This window comes from Pseudomonas sp. WS 5411, from assembly GCF_012985595.1.
Classification (GTDB): Bacteria; Pseudomonadota; Gammaproteobacteria; order Pseudomonadales; family Pseudomonadaceae; genus Aquipseudomonas; species Aquipseudomonas shahriarae.
The window spans coordinates 1-15,819 of the sequence record NZ_JAARMC010000035.1; the positions used below are offsets into that span (position 1 = coordinate 1).

At 65.3% G+C, this 15,819-nt stretch carries 19 protein-coding genes; 10 read left to right on the plus strand and 9 right to left on the minus strand.

Annotation, left to right across the window (positions count from 1 at the left end; all coding sequences use genetic code 11):
* Positions 1-403: 403 nt before the first annotated feature.
* The 5 genes from HBR93_RS25915 to HBR93_RS25935 all read right to left on the minus strand — a co-directional run bounded on the left by HBR93_RS25915 (position 404) and on the right by HBR93_RS25935 (position 4,766).
* Positions 404-673 (minus strand): DUF3325 domain-containing protein, encoded by a 270-nt coding sequence (locus HBR93_RS25915; RefSeq protein ID WP_057438728.1) that lies wholly within the window; start codon positions 671-673, stop codon positions 404-406.
* 1 nt (position 674) lies between these two features.
* Complete coding sequence (locus HBR93_RS25920; protein ID WP_169961365.1) at positions 675-2,213, minus strand: PepSY-associated TM helix domain-containing protein; 1,539 nt, start codon at positions 2,211-2,213, stop codon at positions 675-677.
* Positions 2,210-2,497, minus strand: a complete 288-nt coding sequence (locus HBR93_RS25925) for a DUF3649 domain-containing protein (protein WP_057445152.1) — start codon at positions 2,495-2,497, stop codon at positions 2,210-2,212. Before HBR93_RS25925 ends, HBR93_RS25920 begins: the two co-directional genes overlap by 4 nt.
* Positions 2,498-2,709: 212 nt before the next feature.
* Entirely contained in the window at positions 2,710-4,050 is a 1,341-nt protein-coding gene (locus tag HBR93_RS25930; RefSeq protein WP_169961366.1) for a sensor histidine kinase, read from the minus strand.
* Entirely contained in the window at positions 4,047-4,766 is a 720-nt protein-coding gene (locus HBR93_RS25935) for a response regulator transcription factor (RefSeq protein ID WP_057959131.1), read from the minus strand. Before HBR93_RS25935 ends, HBR93_RS25930 begins: the two co-directional genes overlap by 4 nt.
* A gap of 349 nt (positions 4,767-5,115) precedes the next feature.
* Here HBR93_RS25935 and HBR93_RS25940 point away from each other — a divergent pair, with 349 nt between their 5' ends.
* Complete coding sequence (locus HBR93_RS25940; RefSeq protein WP_169961367.1) at positions 5,116-5,634, plus strand: cysteine hydrolase family protein; 519 nt, start codon at positions 5,116-5,118, stop codon at positions 5,632-5,634.
* A gap of 12 nt (positions 5,635-5,646) precedes the next feature.
* On the opposite strand, the gene HBR93_RS25945 is transcribed toward HBR93_RS25940, so the two are convergent.
* Complete coding sequence (locus HBR93_RS25945; RefSeq protein WP_262377387.1) at positions 5,647-5,919, minus strand: hypothetical protein; 273 nt, start codon at positions 5,917-5,919, stop codon at positions 5,647-5,649.
* Between the two features lie 248 nt (positions 5,920-6,167).
* Here HBR93_RS25945 and HBR93_RS25950 point away from each other — a divergent pair, with 248 nt between their 5' ends.
* Genes HBR93_RS25950 through HBR93_RS25960 form a run of 3 tightly spaced genes read left to right on the plus strand, consistent with a single transcriptional unit; the run spans position 6,168 to position 8,305 of the window.
* Positions 6,168-6,806 carry a secretin and TonB N-terminal domain-containing protein gene (locus HBR93_RS25950; protein ID WP_057438740.1) on the plus strand — a complete coding sequence of 213 codons (639 nt, stop codon included), beginning with the start codon at positions 6,168-6,170 and terminating at the stop codon, positions 6,804-6,806.
* The gene (locus tag HBR93_RS25955) at positions 6,803-7,348 is read left to right on the plus strand and encodes an RNA polymerase sigma factor (protein ID WP_057438724.1); all 546 of its coding nucleotides are present in this window, start codon (positions 6,803-6,805) and stop codon (positions 7,346-7,348) included. The genes HBR93_RS25950 and HBR93_RS25955 overlap by 4 nt, the downstream gene beginning before the upstream one ends.
* Before the next feature lie 36 nt (positions 7,349-7,384).
* Positions 7,385-8,305 carry a DUF4880 domain-containing protein gene (locus tag HBR93_RS25960; protein WP_169961369.1) on the plus strand — a complete coding sequence of 307 codons (921 nt, stop codon included), beginning with the start codon at positions 7,385-7,387 and terminating at the stop codon, positions 8,303-8,305.
* A 31-nt stretch (positions 8,306-8,336) separates the two neighbouring features.
* Here the strand turns inward: HBR93_RS25960 and HBR93_RS25965 are convergent, their stop codons facing one another.
* Positions 8,337-8,945 carry a type II secretion system protein GspJ gene (locus HBR93_RS25965; protein ID WP_057438723.1) on the minus strand — a complete coding sequence of 203 codons (609 nt, stop codon included), beginning with the start codon at positions 8,943-8,945 and terminating at the stop codon, positions 8,337-8,339.
* Complete coding sequence (gene gspH / locus HBR93_RS25970; protein ID WP_169961370.1) at positions 8,942-9,403, minus strand: type II secretion system minor pseudopilin GspH; 462 nt, start codon at positions 9,401-9,403, stop codon at positions 8,942-8,944. The genes HBR93_RS25965 and gspH overlap by 4 nt, the downstream gene beginning before the upstream one ends.
* A 90-nt stretch (positions 9,404-9,493) precedes the next feature.
* Between gspH and HBR93_RS25975 the strand changes: the two genes are divergently transcribed.
* Positions 9,494-9,925 carry a type II secretion system protein N gene (locus tag HBR93_RS25975; RefSeq protein WP_169961371.1) on the plus strand — a complete coding sequence of 144 codons (432 nt, stop codon included), beginning with the start codon at positions 9,494-9,496 and terminating at the stop codon, positions 9,923-9,925.
* On the opposite strand, the gene gspI is transcribed toward HBR93_RS25975, so the two are convergent.
* The gene (gene gspI / locus HBR93_RS25980) at positions 9,912-10,304 is read right to left on the minus strand and encodes a type II secretion system minor pseudopilin GspI (RefSeq protein WP_169961372.1); all 393 of its coding nucleotides are present in this window, start codon (positions 10,302-10,304) and stop codon (positions 9,912-9,914) included. The genes HBR93_RS25975 and gspI overlap by 14 nt on opposite strands.
* A gap of 148 nt (positions 10,305-10,452) precedes the next feature.
* On the opposite strand from gspI, the gene gspG reads away from it, so the two are divergent.
* Genes gspG through gspD form a run of 5 tightly spaced genes read left to right on the plus strand, consistent with a single transcriptional unit; the run spans position 10,453 to position 15,742 of the window.
* Positions 10,453-10,902 (plus strand): type II secretion system major pseudopilin GspG, encoded by a 450-nt coding sequence (gene gspG, locus HBR93_RS25985; protein ID WP_076964997.1) that lies wholly within the window; start codon positions 10,453-10,455, stop codon positions 10,900-10,902.
* An 8-nt stretch (positions 10,903-10,910) separates the two neighbouring features.
* Complete coding sequence (gspK, locus tag HBR93_RS25990) at positions 10,911-11,834, plus strand: type II secretion system minor pseudopilin GspK (protein WP_159439761.1); 924 nt, start codon at positions 10,911-10,913, stop codon at positions 11,832-11,834.
* Positions 11,831-12,943 (plus strand): type II secretion system protein GspL, encoded by a 1,113-nt coding sequence (gspL, locus tag HBR93_RS25995; RefSeq protein WP_169961373.1) that lies wholly within the window; start codon positions 11,831-11,833, stop codon positions 12,941-12,943. The genes gspK and gspL overlap by 4 nt, the downstream gene beginning before the upstream one ends.
* Entirely contained in the window at positions 12,936-13,463 is a 528-nt protein-coding gene (gspM, locus tag HBR93_RS26000; protein WP_169961374.1) for a type II secretion system protein GspM, read from the plus strand. Before gspL ends, gspM begins: the two co-directional genes overlap by 8 nt.
* Entirely contained in the window at positions 13,460-15,742 is a 2,283-nt protein-coding gene (gene gspD / locus HBR93_RS26005) for a type II secretion system secretin GspD (RefSeq protein ID WP_057959141.1), read from the plus strand. Before gspM ends, gspD begins: the two co-directional genes overlap by 4 nt.
* Positions 15,743-15,819: the final 77 nt, after the last annotated feature.

Consider the following 15,819-nt stretch of genomic DNA (forward strand, 5'->3'; position numbering starts at 1 on the left):
GCTTTTGATCTTGATCTCAGGCGCCCCGTTAAACCACGCTGGCCGCAGGCAGGTATTGCGCAGTGGGCACCCCGGCATGGATGCCGGGGTAGCCGCGACACGGCCATGGATGGCCGATCGCGGCGGACCCACGGAGCAATGCCTGACTGCGGGCATGCCGAGCCTAGGCGAGGCACCGAGTGGTGGGGCAAGAGCGTTTTGCTTACTTTGGCGCTCTTCCAAAGTGAGCCGCCGTAAGGGCGGAACCAATAGCCGCCGTGACCGCAGCAACGGATATGTACACAACCCCAGAAAAGAGTTGTGTAGATACCTATGCTGCAATGGCGGTGTATCAGTCGCCGCATGTATCCGATAACCCGGCGCAATCGCCGGCAAACCGGCCCCTACAAGGTTTTTTGGCCCATCAGCGCGTGGTGTAGGGCAACAGAAACACCACGCCAAGCCCAGCCAGCGAAATCAAGCCGAACCACGCCACCGGCCCCATGGCCCAGCCCCACCCCAGTACGCTGACGGCAAAACTCGCCGCCAGCATCCCCCAGCCCAGCACTCGCAGGCCACGTCGTAGCACCGGCGAGGGCAGGCGCTGCATAAGTTGTTTGTAATGGCGCTCCAAGCCCAGGCATAACCCCGCCATCCCTGCGCAGGCCAGCAACAACGCGACTATCAACGCCATCTCAATTGACCTCCGCCACAGCGTGCTTGGCCACGCGCCGGGTGCTGCGTTCCTTGGGCGCCTGGTACAGCTTCCAGCACGGCCAGGCCAGCAGCAGGCCGAGGGCGACGCTGGTCAATTCCAGGTAGACGTAATCCCCCAGGCTTTCCCCCAGCAGATTCAGGGCCGGCAGGCCGATACACAGCACTGCCGCCAGGCCCAGTTGCTCGCGCCAGGCACTGCGCCAGGGGCGGACAATCGCGTGGCCCAGGCTCAACAGCCACACCAGGAAAAACACCCGCACTTCCCAGCCACCGCGCTGGGCCAGTTCCACCGGGAGCAAGCGGTTGGCCCACAACAAGGCCACGCACGCCACCGTCAGCCCGGCCACCACCGCCACATTCAGGCGTTCGGCGATGTGGTAGAGCAGGGCGCCCACAGCGCCTTCGCCATCATGGCGCCGGCGGCGTTTGACGGTAAACAGCACCACGCCGGTTGCCAGCATTGCGCAACTGGCCAGGCCGCAGACAAAGTACAACCAGCGCATGGAGTAGCCGCCGAACTGCGCAAAGTGCAGGCCGGCCATGACCTTCTGGGTCAACAGGCTGTGCCGGCTGACCGCAGGCTGGCGCAGGACGGCACCGCTGACCCCGTCAAACAGCATGCTCTGGCCCTTGGTCAGCTCGATGCGGTTGCCCAGTACCGGCCGTACCTCGATGCGTGCGTCGCTGCGGCCGGGGTTGTGGATCGACAAGCTGGACACCGGCCCCATGGCCCGCTCGGCCTCGGCCAGCAGCGGTTCCAGTGCCGTCAGTTCGGCCGCTTCGCTGTGTTTGGGGCGTTCGCCGCGCACTTGTTGTTCGGCGGGTGCACCACGCAGGGCGCGGAAGAGGTTGTCGCGGTCGCCGTCAAACAGCGCGTCCACCGCCGCCGGCATGTAGATCAAATAGAAGATCACCAGCCCGGTATAGGTGATCATCAGGTGAAAGGGCAGCACCAGCACCGCTGTCGCGTTGTGCGCATCCAGCCATGAGCGCTGGCCCTTGGCGGGGCGGAAGGTGAAGAACTCCTTGAAGAATTTCTTGTGGATCACGATCCCGCTGACCAACGCGACCAGCATCGCCATGGCGGCCAGGCCGACCGTCCAGATCCCCAGGTCGCGCGGCAGGTTGAGGGTGAAGTGGAAGCGGAAGAAAAACCCGCCCCCGGCAGTTTCGCGCACGGCCAGGGGCTCGCCGGTGTGCGGGTCGAGCGCGGTGCCGCCGCCACGTCGTTGTTCGCCGGCCGATACCGTCAGGGTGTCGGAGCGTTCGCCGGGCAGGCCGATGTTCCAGGTCTTCGCCTCGGGGTGCTGGCGCGCCAGGTAGTCGAGGGCCTGCTGCGCGGCGGCGCTTTGCGACAGGGGCGCGGTGGGGATTTCCGGGCGCATCCAGCCGTCGATTTCCTTGTCGAACACCGCCAGGGTGCCGGTCAGGAAGATTGCAAACAGCAGCCAGCCGAACACCAGCCCGCTCCAGGTATGCAGCCAGGCCATGGCCTGGGTCAGGGTCTTGTGTTTCATCCCAGCACCTCGCGCCAGTGTGGCCAGAAACCGACGGCAGCCAGGGGCAGCGCCAGGGCCATCCCGGCCCACGCACGCCAGGCGTTGCGACAGGCAAAGGCCCAGAGGATCGCCAGGGTGTAGATCAAGAAGGAGGGCAGGCTGGCGACCACCAGGGCATCCACCTTGTCCATGGGCAACAGGCGCGCCAGGGCGGCGGTAAACGCATAGGTAAACAGGTAGCCGCCGATCAGCGCGGCGACTACCCGCGAGAGGGTCGGCCAGGCAGGGGATTTGCTTTTCATGGAGGGCTCATCAGCATCAGACCAGGCAACACCATCGCCCTGGGGGGCAGGCTTGTGTGGGAGCTGGCTTGCCTGCGATGGCATCTCCTCGGAATGACCTGCTAGACCGAGGCGTCTGCATCGCAGGCAAGCCAGCTCCCACATAGACCGAGTGGGTCACAAGAAACGTATGGCTCGAATGCTAGTGATTCTCATATGGGAGTAAACGCAATTTACAACTTATACACTTTGAGCCGCAGGTGCAGGCACAGCCCGGGCGTGGTGTTCTGTGCCCACAACTGGCCGCCTTGCAACTGCACGATGCTGCGCGCAATCGACAACCCCAGGCCATAGCCGTCACCGCCGGGGCGGGCGGCGTTGAGGCGGGTGAAGGGCAGGAAGATCTGCTCCAGCTTGTCCGGCTCGATCCCTGGGCCCTGGTCCTGGATGCACAAGTGCCAGAAATCGCCCTCCAATGCTCCGGTCAAGCGCACCACACCGTGTTCGGGGGAATGGCGGATGGCATTGCGCAGGATATTTTCCAGGGCCTGGGCCAGGCCATTGAGGTTGCCCAGCACCCAACAGTCGGCGGGCAGTTCGCAGGGCAGGCGCTCCCGCGGCCAGCCGCTTTCAAAGCAGGCGTCTTCGCGCAGCAAGTCCCACAACGGTTCCATTTCGACCGCTTCCACGGGCATCGCCGGGCGTTCGGTATCCAGCCAGACCAGCTCCAGGGTGCTGCCGATCAAGCGTTCCATGCCTTGCACTTCGCGCTCCAGGCGCTGGCGCAGGGCATTTGGATCGGGCTCGCGCTCCCCGGCCACCCGCAGCCGGCTCAAGGGCGTGCGCAGTTCGTGGGACAAGTCCCGCAGCAGGCGCCGTTGCAGGACCACGGTATTTTCCAGGCGCTCGGCCATGTGGTCGAAGGCCCGGGCCAATTCACCGAGTTCGTCACGGCGGTGCGTCACCTGGGGCCCGACCCGCGCCGCCAGGTCGCCGGCGCTCAGGGCATTGGCCTGGCGCCGCAAGATCACCAGCGGCGAAATCAGCACCCGGTACAACAGCACACCAAACAATAGCGCCAGGCACGTCGGCAGTACCTGGCGCAGCAAAATGTCCCACAGGCCACGGCCCTGGCGGGGGTCCAGGTGCAGTGGCAACTCCATGACCAGGCGTGCTGCACCGTCGCTGAACGGAATATAGAAAGTCGGCCGCCCGCCGGGGCGGCCCACTGGCCAGTCGATCTGGCGTACAAAATCCAGCTTGCGCCGCTCGATCGTGGTCAAAGCCTGGGAGGACAGCGACTGGTGGTCGTCCACTATCACCGCCCATACCTGCTCCTGGGCACGCAGATTCTTGAGGAACTCATCGACCCCCACTGCACCGCGTTCGCGCCAGGCAATTTCGGCCTGGCGTGAGTACTCGCTGAGGATGTAACGGGTGGGGGCGGGCAAGCGCGCGGTGGCTTCGTAGATGCGCCGGCTCACATCCACTTGCAGGCTGACCACCAGCAGGCACAACACCGCCAGCAAGCCGATCAATTTCCACAACAGCGAGTGGCGGTTGGGCAGCCTCATGGCTCCAGCCGGGTCAGCATATAGCCCGTGCTCCTGACCGTTTCCACGCGCCCGGCGGTGTAGCCGATGGCCTGCAACTTGCGGCGGATACGGCTGACATGCATGTCCAGGCTGCGATCATGCCGCGAATAGGCGCGGTGCATGACCTGCTGATACAGGAATGCCTTGGTCAGCACCTCGTCGGCATGGGCCACCAGGGTTTCCAGGACGCGGTATTCGGTGGTAGTCAGGTCGGCCCACTGTTCATCCAGGTGCACATCCGTGCGCTGTTCGTCGAACGTCAGTTGCGGATCTTCATTGCGCGCCGTGCCAGGCACCTCATGTTCATAGGCCACCCGGCGCAGGATCGCGTCGATGCGCACATCCATCTCCAACATGCTGAACGGCTTGGGCAGGTAATCGTCGGCGCCCTGGCTGAAACCGGTGATGCGGTCCTGCTCGGCACCGAGGGCCGACATCAGGATCACCGGTACCCGTTGATGCCGCCGCAGTTGCGCGAGCACCTCCAGGCCGCTGCTGCCGGGCAGCATGATGTCCATCAGGATCAGGTCGAAATCCTGGGTACGCGCCAGCTCGACAATCCCTCCACCATCCTGGCGCAACGTGACCTCGAAGCCACGCTGGCCCAGGTGGCTGTGCAGGTGGGCGGCGAGCAACGGGTCATCCTCGACGGCAAGGATGCGGCGCGCAGCGGGGAGCGGGTGGGGGGCGTGCATGGGATCTTCCTGCGAATGCGAATGTTTCTAAGTTGCGCATTCTGGCAAAAGTCCCGACATATTCCTATCCATTGCGCTTTATTGCCGCATTTTCGGTTTAAGCACTGAACACGTTTGCAGCTCGGGGGGGCGCTCCAGGATCCTGGCTTGTCAGGGCGTTGCGGTATTGCTAGTGTCGATGCATGACTGCCTATTGCCTCACCTCGACGACCACCACCACGACCGCTGCAAGCGGAGCGTGCGAGGTTTCGTGAGCCAATAGCAGACGAACTTCAAAGGCCCGCCAGCGATGGACAGGGCCTTTTTTCTTGTCCTTGTGTCGCTGGCTCAAACGCAAGGAGATGCACCCATGTACGCCCTGTTGATTCTCGATATGCAAGTCGGGCTAGTTCACGGCCCGGAAAAACCATGGCGCTGCGAAGCGTTGTTGGAAACACTCAATAGCCTGATGGATAAGGCCCGCCACGCCGGTGCGCCGATTTTTCTGGCGCGCCATATCGGGCCCGTGGGCTCGCCCATCGAACCCGGCAGCCCGCTGACGAAGGTGGTACCGCAACTGAAGTTGCTCGGTGGCGAAAAGGTGTTCGACAAGCGCCGGCCCAACGCCTTTGAGTCGACCGACCTGGCTGACCAGTTGCGCGCATGCGGCGCTAGCGGTGTAGTGGTCACCGGGATGAAAACGCAATACTGCGTCGACAGCACCTGCCGCGCTGCCCGTGACCTTGGCTTCGATGCGGTACTTATCGCCGATGGCCATACCTGTTCGGACACTCCCGTGATGAAAGCCGAGCATATCGTCGTTCATCACAATGCCACGCTGGATGGGCCGTTCTGCCAACTGGTTAGGGCCGAGGAGTGGCGCTTCTAGCAGGCCCCCAGATCACGGCCGCTGCGGCTTTACCCCCGTACCGAACGTATTGCCCATCCGCACACTGGTCGCCGCCGGCGTCGACAAGCCAATCTGGTTCGGCGGCCGCTGGTGCACCGGTTTTTCCCGCGCCTCGCGGTTTTTCTGCGCTGCCTTAGCGCCCATCTGCTGGCTCAGGCATCCATAGTCAGGCGCTTTGTACCCATCCACCCTGGCCTCGACACAACCGCCCGGCGTTTCCTCGGCGTGCACGTTCGACGCCAGGCCCGCGCATAACAACAGCATCAACAACCGCTTCATCAGAGCCTCCTGGCAGGCCCTGGGGAGTGGGCCGTTAGTGCCTGCCAGTCTAGCCCGGTGGCGCTGGCGAAACCGTGATGTTTTTTTTGCCATCACCGTAACATCAGGTTCATAAATTGGCCTCAGGATGACGCTTTTCCCAGGACACGGCAGCCGTGCAACAAGGCAGAGCAGGGGGCGAACGGTGGGCTTGGAGGCGCACGCACTGCTGCCTGGTCTTGCTGTTGGCCTGGATGTGGCTGCCACTGCCCAGGGTGCAAGCGGGGGAGCCGCCGTTGTTGCGCCTGGATCTGCCTGCGCAAGACCTGGCGCCCGCCCTGGAAGCTTTCAGCCGGGCCACCGGAATGGCTGTGCTGGTGGACCGCGAGTTGAGCGATGGACGACGTTCGATGGGTGTGCACGGGCACTACAGCGCCCAGCAGGCCCTGGGCCTGTTACTGACAGGGAGTGGCCTGATGGCGCGTTACGCACGCAGTGATGCATTCACCCTGCAGGTGCCTGAAGTCAGCCAACCGCTGGCCAGTCGCGGGGTGTCGCCACGTAACGCCGCACGGCTCAACCGCAGTTATGCCAGCGCCGTGCAGCAGGCCGTCGAAGCCAGCCTGTGCCGTTCACCCTTGACCCGCCCCGGCAGTTTTCGGGCGCTGGTGCAGGTCTGGGTCAACCGTGACGGATTGATTGAACACAGCCGCCTGGTCAGCTCCACCGGCGATGTACTGCGTGATGAAGCGCTGGTGCGCAGCCTCGGCAGCACCTGGATAGAGCGCCCGGCACCCAGCTCGATGCGGTTGCCGTTGACCCTGCTTTTAATGCCCGATACCACAGGAAAACGCATGGAATGCACAGCACGGCAAGGAGCTTCCGGGGCATGAAGGATACCGGGCACACGCCAATGGTCAGGTTGTTCCTGGCCTCCTACGAGGACTTCAAGGTGCGTTTGCGCAAGCGCCTGGGGTCGGAGGATCTGGCCAATGACGTCCTGCATGAAACCTACCTGCGGGTCGACCGCATGGACATGCCGGCGAACCTGCAACAACCCAATGCCTATCTGTACCGCATGGCTCTGAACATTGCGGCCGACCGGCGCCAGGCCGATGCCCGCCTGCTGACCGGCAGCGAAGTCGAGGAGTTGCTCAATATCAGCGATGAAGCCCTGGACCCCTCGCGGGTGGTGGGTGGCCAGAAAGAAATCCAGTCCCTGCTCAAAGCCCTCTACGAACTGCCTGCCCGGCGGCGCAAGATCCTTATCGCCGCGCGCCTGGAGGAAGCGCCACACCTGGAAATCTCCCAGCGTTTCGGCATTTCCACACGCATGGTCGAGAAGGAAATCAAGGCCGCCCTGGGGCATTGCGCCCAGCGTCTGGAAAGAAAAGTCATCCAGCGGTTCGGTCCCGGCGCCGGAAAACCGTCTTAGTGTTGAGTCCCTGATAATCCGTGAGTACCTGCGCGCTTGAATATTTTTAGCTTTCCCACTGCCCGGGGCACGCCCGACAGCCGATTGCACGGTGAAGCGCGCGACTGGCTGGTCCTCCTGACCTCGGGCCAGGCAACCGTGGCCGATGCCAAGGCCCTGCGCCAGTGGTGCGCCCAGAGCCCCGAGCATGCCCAGGCCTTCGAACAGGCCAAGCGACTGTGGCAACAATTGACCCCGGCGCTGACCGAGGCCCAGGCCCCCCGGCACTTTGGCCGAAGGGCGTTCCTCGGCGGGGCGCTTGCGGCCTCGGCGGCCCTGGTGATGGTGCACATCAGCGTGCCCGGTGGTTTTGCCGGCTTGGGCGCTGACTACCACACCGCAGTGGGCGAGCAGCGGCGGGTGGACTTGCGCGAGGGTATCAGCCTGGAGCTCAACACCCAGACCCGCATCAGCCGGCGCGAGCAGGGCATCGAACTGCTTGAAGGCGAGGTCGAGGTGCAGGTGGCACAGCCGCTGACCGTACAGGCAGGGGCGGGCTGGCTGAGCGCGAGCCAGGCGCGCTTCAATGTGCGCAACACCGACCACAGTGTGTGCGTGACCTGCATTGAAGGCTGGCTGGCGGTTGAGGTGCAGGGGCGCAGCGTGCGCCTGGACAGCGGGCGCCAGTTGACCTACGACGCGGCCGGGCTGGGCCCCGTGGTGACGGTGGACACCGAAGCCGTGATCGCCTGGCGGGAACAGGTGCTGGTATTCAATAACGCCACACTGGATACGGTAATCGACGAGATCAACCGCTACCGCCCAGGGATGTTGGTATTGCTCAACCGCGAACTGGGCAAGCGCCGGGTCCAGGCGCGCTTCAGTCTCGAACAACTGCCAGGCGTGGCGCTGCTGATCCGCGATGCCTATGGGGCCAAATGCACGGAACTGCCGGGTGGGGTGGTGTTGCTCAGCTAGCCCTGGAGAAGGGAGCCCGCTCGCCACAGCTTCAGTCCAACGGCCCCAGCACCTGGCGATAGCGCTCCACCCCCTGGGGCGTCTGGCGCACCAGGGTGATTTCCATCCCCAATGGATTGTCCTGGCGATTGCCGCTCAACTGCCGCCAGCCTTTCTCGTTGTCCCACACCCGCACTTGCAGGTCGCTGACCTGGCTCAACACCGCCACCGCCTCCTTGGGCGCCGGCAGCGGATAGCGATCCCGCGCCGGTGCGGCAGCGCGGTACAAGGTATCGCCCTTGAGCCACCACCGCACCCGTTGCAGGCCGTCGCCGGGGGTTGGCGCGCTGCGGATCAGCTCCAGACGAAAGCCCTGGCTGTCGGAGCTGCGCACGGTCACCGCCGGCAAGGCGTCGGCGGCGGGAGGCTGGTCCTCGGTGGGTGGCGCAGCCAGTTCCACCCCGGCGCGCAGGCTGACGTCCAGTTGCAGCTGGTTCAGGGCGCGCAGCAGGCCCTGGGTCTGTTCGGTGCTGGCCTGCAAGTGGGCGTCGGCGCGGGTCACGCTGTCCAGGCCGCGCCAGGCAATCAGGCTGACCACCGCCATCAGCATGATCGCCACCATCACTTCGATCAGGGTAAAGCCTTGCTGCTCGCGGTTCATGGCTGGCTCACCACGCGCAAGGTGCCGGCTGCATCACGTTGCAGGCTGAGGCCGTGTTGCCCGTCCGAGAGCCACACCTGCAGCGGCGGATTGATCCATTCGGCATTCAGCACCAGGGTCTGCCGGGGTTCGATCCGCACCAGCATCGGCGTGGTATCCCAGGCCCGTGGGCGCAGTTGTGGGTCATCCTTGAAGTCCTCCAGCCCCCGGCCATCGTCGTGGCGGCGGCTCAAACGGTAGCCCTTGGCATCGGCGCGCCAGGTGATCGTGCGGCCATCGGCACGGGCTTCGGCCTGGGCGATCTGCAGCACCTGGCTCAGGCGCTCGGCGTCCTTGCGCAAGCGGTGCAAGGGGTCGGGCTTGATGCTCAGGCTGATGGCCGCGCTGGCAATGCCGATGATCACCAGCACCACCATCAACTCGATCAAGGTGAACCCCTGTTGCCGGCGATTCGTCATGGGTGTGCCCTCAACGGGATCTGCCACTGAAATAAAACCGTGAGAATTGCCCTGTAGGCTGTCTGCACGGACAAACAGGAGGTCCCGCCCATGGCATTCATCCATCGCGTATCTGCCGCCCACGGCATCCAGGCCCTGGCCGTGCTGGCGACGCTGGCCGGGGTCGCTACATGGACACCGTTGTTGCTGACGTCTGCCGAGTCCCATACCCCGGCGCTTGCCCCCCAGGCATTGGCGGCGCGCAGTGATAACCCGGCGCTGCAATGGTTTGCCGACATGCCGGCGGCCCTGCAGATCAAGGTCTCCGGGGTGCTGGCCGGCGCCCAGGGCGCGGTGGCGATTCTCAGCCTCAACGACGGGCCGCCGCGCAGCTTTCTAGCGGGTGAACGCCTCAGTCCCGGCGTGCGCCTGGCGGCCATCGAGGGCGACGGGGTGGTGATCGAGCGCGGCGCTGAAAAGGTCCGGGTCAACCTCGAAAAGTTGCCCGATGCCCCGGCCTTGCCCCGGCTCACTCGGCCGTAACCTGCTTTAACGCCGGCGCGCGGCCCACCAGGGTCTCAAGGCGCGCCAGGGGCGACGCCTCGCGTGTGGCGTCCAGCACTTGCACGCTGACTTTCCACAGGTCGCCAGCGCCTGCCACCACCTGTTCACAGCGCAGTTTCAAGCGGCCCTGGTCGCACTCGAACGTCTTGCGCCCGGGGCCGGCGCGGCCCTCCAGGCGCAGTTGCGCCAGGCGACTCTGGGCCGCCAGCATGGCGATGGACTTGTCGCGCAACAGGCCATTGCTCTGGGTCATCAACCCCGCCACCCGCACCGCCGCCGCCATGGCCACGGCGATAATCGCCAGGGCCACCAGCACCTCGATCAGGGTGAAACCTTGGTTCCTATTGCGGGCGCGCATGGCTTGCTCAATGCCGGGAAACAGGCCCGCAGACTAGCCCCTGCACTTGACCGATTGGCGACCAAAGCTCCCGAGGATTTTCAATACGCCTGACATGTTGTCTTGCAACACTGCGCGACGAAAAGCACTCAAGCCAAGGAATGTCGAGATGGATATCGCGCACTTCACATCCACCCCGCGAGGCGCTCGTGGCCAGCGTGGCTTTACCCTGATCGAGATCATGGTGGTGGTGGTCATTCTCGGGATCCTCGCCGCCATGGTGGTGCCCAAGGTGCTCGACCGCCCCGACCAGGCGCGCGCCACGGCCGCCCGGCAAGACATCGGTGGCCTGATGCAGGCGCTGAAACTCTACCGCCTGGACCACGGCAGCTATCCGAACCAGACCCAGGGCCTCAAGGTCCTGGTCGAGCGCCCGGCCGATGGGAAGAACAGCAACTGGCGCGCCTACCTCGAACGCTTGCCCAACGACCCCTGGGGCCGCCCGTACCAGTACCTCAACCCTGGCGCCAACGGTGAAGTCGATGTGTTCTCCCTGGGCGCCGACGGCCAACCGGACGGTGAGGGCGTGAATGCCGATATCGGCTCCTGGCAGTTGTAAGGCGCGCCATGAACAGCCATTTGCCCAGAGCGGCGAAGCAGCGCGGCATGGCGATTATCAGCGCGTTGCTGATCGCCGCCGTGGTGGCGGTGCTTGCCGGGGCCATGCTCACCCGCCAGAGCGTGTTCACCCGCAGCCTTGAGGCCGAACAACTGCGGGTCCAGGGCAGTTGGTTGTTGCAGGGCGCGCTGCAGGCCAGCCGGCAACAGTTGTGGGACGCGCGGCGCAAAGAGGTGCTGACCCGTCTCGACCAGCCCTGGGCGCGCCCCTTTGCCGGGGTGGTCGAAGGGCGCCTGGATGACGAGCAGGGCAAGTTCAACCTGCGCAATCTGGTCAGCCAGCAGCAGCCGGATGTGGCGCAGTTGCAGAGTTTCCAGCGTCTGTGCCAGTTGCTCGGCATCGACCCCAACACCAGCCAGCGCATCAGCCAACGGGTGCTTGCCTCTTATGCGCAGCGTGCGGGTGGCAGTGACGTGAGCAGCCTGCGTAGCACCTCGCCTGAGGCCGCGCAGACTTTGCTGCCGGCCAGGGCGCCGATGTTGCGAAGTCTTGACGACCTTGCCCTTGAGCCGGGTGTGCAGCAACGCCTGGCGGCCTATGTCAGCGTGTTGCCCGACAACACCTGGGTCAATGGCAATACGGCCAGCGCCGAAGTGCTCAGTGCGGTGGTGCCGGGGCTCAGCCTGTCCCAGGCCCAGGGGCTGGTGGCCGAGCGGGACAGCGGGCGCTGGTTTATCAACCGCGGGGATTTCGTCAACCGCCTGCGCATGCCGCAGTTGCTGGTGGACTCGGTGCAGGTGGGAATCACCAGTGAGTGGTTCCGCTGGCACGGCCGCGCGCGGCGCGAGCAGCGGCGGGTGGCGGTCGAAGCGTTGTTGTATCGCCCTGAAGACCGGCAACCCCAAGTGATTTGGTGGCGGGTGGGCGCATGACGCGCTTGCGCATTGCCTTGCCGCCGCTGGCCCAACTGAGCGCCGAAAGCCTGGTGCACTACGCCTGGTTGGACCGCGCCGGGCAGGTCAGCCGGCAAGGTCAGGCCAGCCTTGGGCAGTTGGCGCAACCGCGCAAGAGCCTGGCGGCCGAGTGTTTCCTGCATCCCCGGGACAGTTTGCTGAGCAGCCTGGAACTGCCGCAATTGCCACCCGCTAAAGTGGCGGCAGCAGTGGCCTGCGCGGCCCAGGCGCTGATCCTCGGCCCGGTCACACACATGCAGGTGGTCCACAGCCCACGGCAGAGCAACGGCCAGGTGCAAGTGGGCTGGCTGCCGACGGCTGGCCTGGAGCAGCTGCAGCGGGTGCTGGCTCAGGTGCCTATCAGTTTGCGCGGCCTGTACCCGGCGCCTTATGCCTTGCCTGTGCCGCCGGCGGGGCATTTGAGCGTGGCCTGCGTCGACGGGCATCTGCTGCTGCGCCAGAGCCTGCACCAGAGCGCCTTGCATCCCCTGGGGCCACAGGCCCTGGCGGAACTGGTGCAGGCTGGCGCGCAGTTGCATCAGGTCGATGAACACACGCCCGCGCGCTGGCAGGGTGTGGTCCCCGCCTGGGGCTTGCATGGCCACCTCAAGCGCGCCAGCAGCGGTGGCTGGGGCCGGGCGCTGGGGCTCAGCGCCCTGGCGGTGGCGGTCTGGACCCTGGGCCTGAACCTGTATGCCGCGCGCCAGGTGGACGAAGGGCAACAGCTCAAGGCGCGGATGATTGCCCAGGTCAAGCAGGCCTTCCCGTACTTGCCGGTGATCCTCAATCCGCTGCAACAGGCCCGGCAGCAACTGGCCGCCGGGCAAGGTGCCAACGCCGATCCCGGCCAGCGTTTCAGCAGCCTGTTGCAACTGGCGGGCAACCACCTGCCGTTTATGGTCGGCAGCGTCCAGGCGTTGGCATTTGATCAAGGCCGGTTGCACCTGGAGCTGTTGCCCGACAGTCGCAGCCCGGCCGCCCCAGGGGAGTGGCAGGCGGCGTTGACCGAGGCGGGTTTCGCTGCCACCCGCGATGAGCACGGCTGGACCCTCGGGCCGCTCGACAACACGGGAGGCGCCGATGAGTAAGTTCGGCTATCCGCACCTGCGCGGCCAGCTCCAGGGATTCTGGAGCGGCCTGGCCCTGCGCGAAAAGCGCCTGCTGGGCGGCAGCGGGGCGGTACTGGCGGGCTTTTTGGTGTGGTTGCTGCTGATTGAGCCGCCCTTGCAGCAGATTGATTTCTGGCAGGCCGAAACCCCCAAGCTGCGCACCCAGGCCGCCACCTTGCAGGTGCTGCTGCAGGGCGCCAGTGCCGGTGTGCGCGCCGGGCAAGACCTGGAAGGCGCGCTGCGCCAGGCGCTCGACGCTGCCGGACTTAAAGACCGCTATCAGTTGCAGGGCGTGGCGCCTGCCGGTTGGCGCCTGACTTTTACCGACGCGCCGGCGGATGCGCTGGTCGGTTGGCTGCTCGCCAGCCCGCGCGCATTTTCCCTGGAGGTTTCCCACGCGCGCTTGCAGCGTGTGGGCGATACCCCAGAAAACCCGGCCGGCAGCGTGTCCGGGACCGTTCGCATGGATCAGGCGCCTGGCGCTAAGGAAGCTTCATGAAGTGGTCACTTCCCCGTTCAGCGCCGTTTCGCCAGGTGGCGCCGCTGCTGTTGCTGGCGCTCAGTGCCTGCAGCCACACCCCGGCGCCCACACCTGCGCCCTTGCTGGTGGACAGCGAACTCGGCCAGCCCCTGGCCGACACCCGGCGCAATGGCGTGCCGTTGCCCGATCGCCAGCGCGAAATCAGCCCTCAGCCGCGGGTCCAGCACCCGCTGAGCAATCGCGCCCGTGGCCCGGTCGCCGCGCCGGCCAAGGTGCGCAACCCGCTGGGTGACCAGCCGGTGCAATTGAACTTCGTCGACGCCGAGATCCAGGCGGTGGTACGCGCCTTGTCCCGCGCCACCGGCCAGCAGTTCCTGGTAGACCCCCGGGTCAAGGGCAACCTGACCCTGGTCAGCGAAGGCCAGGTCCCGGCGCACCAGGCCTACGACATGCTGCTGGCGGCGCTGCGCATGCAGGGCTTCAGTGTGGTGGACGTGGGGGGCGTGGCCCAGGTGGTCCCGGAAGCCGACGCCAAACTGCTGGGCGGGCCGATCTACAACGCCGCCAGCCCCAGTGGCAATGGCATGCAGACCCGCACCTTCCGCCTGCAATACGAAAACGCGGTGAACCTGATCCCGGTGTTGCGCCCCATCGTTTCGCCGAACAACCCGATCAACGCCTACCCCGGCAACAACAGCATCGTCATCACCGACTACGCGGAAAACCTCGCACGGGTAGGGCAAATCATCGCCGGCATCGACACCCCAAGCGCCATCGACACCGACGTGGTGCCGGTGCAAAACGGCATCGCCGTGGATATCGCGGCAATGGTCGCCGAGTTGCTGGAAACCCAGGGCAACGACCAGACCCAGAAAATCGCCGTGATCGGCGACCCGCGTTCCAACTCGATCATCATCCGCGCCGGCAGCCCCGAGCGCACGGAGCTGGCGCGCAACCTGATCTACAAGCTCGACAATGCCCAGAGCAACCCCAGCAACATGCACGTGGTGTACCTGCGCAACGCCCAGGCCGGCAAGCTGGCCCAATCCCTGCGCGGCATGCTGACCGGAGAGAGCGAAAGTGGCGTCAGTGACGAGGCCCGCTCCAAGTTGAGTGCGATGGGCGGCGCGGGTAGCACCAGCCAGGGCAGCACCCAGAACAGCAGCGGCACGCCGACCGCCAGCGCGGCGCCATCCAGCGGTTATGCCAAGGACAGCACCGGCGCAAGCACTGCCGGCAGTGAGCAGAACACCGCCTTCAGTGCCGGCGGTGTGACGATCCAGGCCGATGCGACCACCAACACCCTGCTGATATCCGCCCCGGATCCGCTGTACCGCAACCTGCGCGAAGTCATCGACATGCTCGACCAGCGCCGCGCCCAGGTGGTGATCGAAAGCCTGATCGTCGAAGTCAACGAAGACGATGCCAGCGAATTCGGCGTGCAGTGGCAGGCCGGCAACCTGGGGGGCAAGGGTGGTTTTGGCGGGGTCAACCTGGGCGGCAGCGGGATCAACGGCACCCCCACCAGCAAGACCAGCATCGACGTGCTGCCCAAGGGCCTGAACATCGGCCTGGTGGACGGCACCGTGGATATTCCAGGGATCGGCCGGGTGCTGGACCTCAAAGTCCTGGCGCGGGCGTTGAAGAGCAAGGGCGGGACCAATGTGTTATCCACGCCGAACCTGCTGACCCTGGACAATGAAGCGGCGAGTATCTTCGTCGGCCAGACCATTCCCTTCATCACCGGCAGCTACGTGACCGGCGGGGGCGGCACCAGCAATAACCCGTTCCAGACCGTGCAGCGTGAGGAAGTGGGGCTCAAGTTGAACGTACGGCCACAGATTTCCGAGGGCGGTACGGTGAAGCTGGATATCTACCAGGAAGTCAGCAGCGTCGATACCCGGGCGTCGGGGGATGCGCGCACGGTGACCAACAAGCGCGCGATTGATACCAGCATTTTGCTGGATGACGGGCAGATCATGGTGCTGGGCGGGCTGTTGCAGGATGGCTATACCCAGAGCAATGACGCAGTGCCGTGGCTATCAGACATCCCGGGGTTGGGCGCGCTGTTTCGCAACGAGTCGCGCAGTGTGAACAAGACCAACCTGATGGTGTTCCTGCGCCCCTACATCATTCGCGACAGCGGCGCGGGGCGCAGCATTACGCGCAATCGCTACGACTTTATGCGCCGCGCCCAGGGAGGCTTGCAGCCGCAGCACAGCTGGGCATTGCCGGATGTGCAGGCGCCGCAGTTGCCGGCGGTGGAGAAGGCGATGCCGGGGAGTACACGCCCGTGAGTCGCACCCATTCCCCCTGTGGGGCTCGACAGCTCCCACAGGGGGATGCGGTCGCCTTGAAAATCGGACTGCCGAGC

What these genes read in the sequence shown, in the direction of transcription:
- HBR93_RS25945 (WP_262377387.1), bottom strand. Translation starts at nt 5,919, where the DNA reads ATGCTGTTGTTATGCGCGGGCCTGGCGTCGAACGTGCACGCCGAGGAA.
- HBR93_RS25965 (WP_057438723.1), bottom strand. Translation starts at nt 8,945, where the DNA reads ATGAACCGCGAGCAGCAAGGCTTTACCCTGATCGAAGTGATGGTGGCG.
- gspD (WP_057959141.1), top strand. Translation starts at nt 13,460, where the DNA reads ATGAAGTGGTCACTTCCCCGTTCAGCGCCGTTTCGCCAGGTGGCGCCG.
- gspK (WP_159439761.1), top strand. Translation starts at nt 10,911, where the DNA reads ATGAACAGCCATTTGCCCAGAGCGGCGAAGCAGCGCGGCATGGCGATT.
- gspI (WP_169961372.1), bottom strand. Translation starts at nt 10,304, where the DNA reads ATGCGCGCCCGCAATAGGAACCAAGGTTTCACCCTGATCGAGGTGCTG.
- HBR93_RS25940 (WP_169961367.1), top strand. Translation starts at nt 5,116, where the DNA reads ATGTACGCCCTGTTGATTCTCGATATGCAAGTCGGGCTAGTTCACGGC.
- HBR93_RS25935 (WP_057959131.1), bottom strand. Translation starts at nt 4,766, where the DNA reads ATGCACGCCCCCCACCCGCTCCCCGCTGCGCGCCGCATCCTTGCCGTC.
- gspH (WP_169961370.1), bottom strand. Translation starts at nt 9,403, where the DNA reads ATGACGAATCGCCGGCAACAGGGGTTCACCTTGATCGAGTTGATGGTG.
- gspL (WP_169961373.1), top strand. Translation starts at nt 11,831, where the DNA reads ATGACGCGCTTGCGCATTGCCTTGCCGCCGCTGGCCCAACTGAGCGCC.
- HBR93_RS25915 (WP_057438728.1), bottom strand. Translation starts at nt 673, where the DNA reads ATGGCGTTGATAGTCGCGTTGTTGCTGGCCTGCGCAGGGATGGCGGGG.
- gspG (WP_076964997.1), top strand. Translation starts at nt 10,453, where the DNA reads ATGGATATCGCGCACTTCACATCCACCCCGCGAGGCGCTCGTGGCCAG.
- gspM (WP_169961374.1), top strand. Translation starts at nt 12,936, where the DNA reads ATGAGTAAGTTCGGCTATCCGCACCTGCGCGGCCAGCTCCAGGGATTC.
- HBR93_RS25975 (WP_169961371.1), top strand. Translation starts at nt 9,494, where the DNA reads ATGGCATTCATCCATCGCGTATCTGCCGCCCACGGCATCCAGGCCCTG.
- HBR93_RS25955 (WP_057438724.1), top strand. Translation starts at nt 6,803, where the DNA reads ATGAAGGATACCGGGCACACGCCAATGGTCAGGTTGTTCCTGGCCTCC.
- HBR93_RS25950 (WP_057438740.1), top strand. Translation starts at nt 6,168, where the DNA reads ATGTGGCTGCCACTGCCCAGGGTGCAAGCGGGGGAGCCGCCGTTGTTG.
- HBR93_RS25930 (WP_169961366.1), bottom strand. Translation starts at nt 4,050, where the DNA reads ATGAGGCTGCCCAACCGCCACTCGCTGTTGTGGAAATTGATCGGCTTG.
- HBR93_RS25925 (WP_057445152.1), bottom strand. Translation starts at nt 2,497, where the DNA reads ATGAAAAGCAAATCCCCTGCCTGGCCGACCCTCTCGCGGGTAGTCGCC.
- HBR93_RS25920 (WP_169961365.1), bottom strand. Translation starts at nt 2,213, where the DNA reads ATGAAACACAAGACCCTGACCCAGGCCATGGCCTGGCTGCATACCTGG.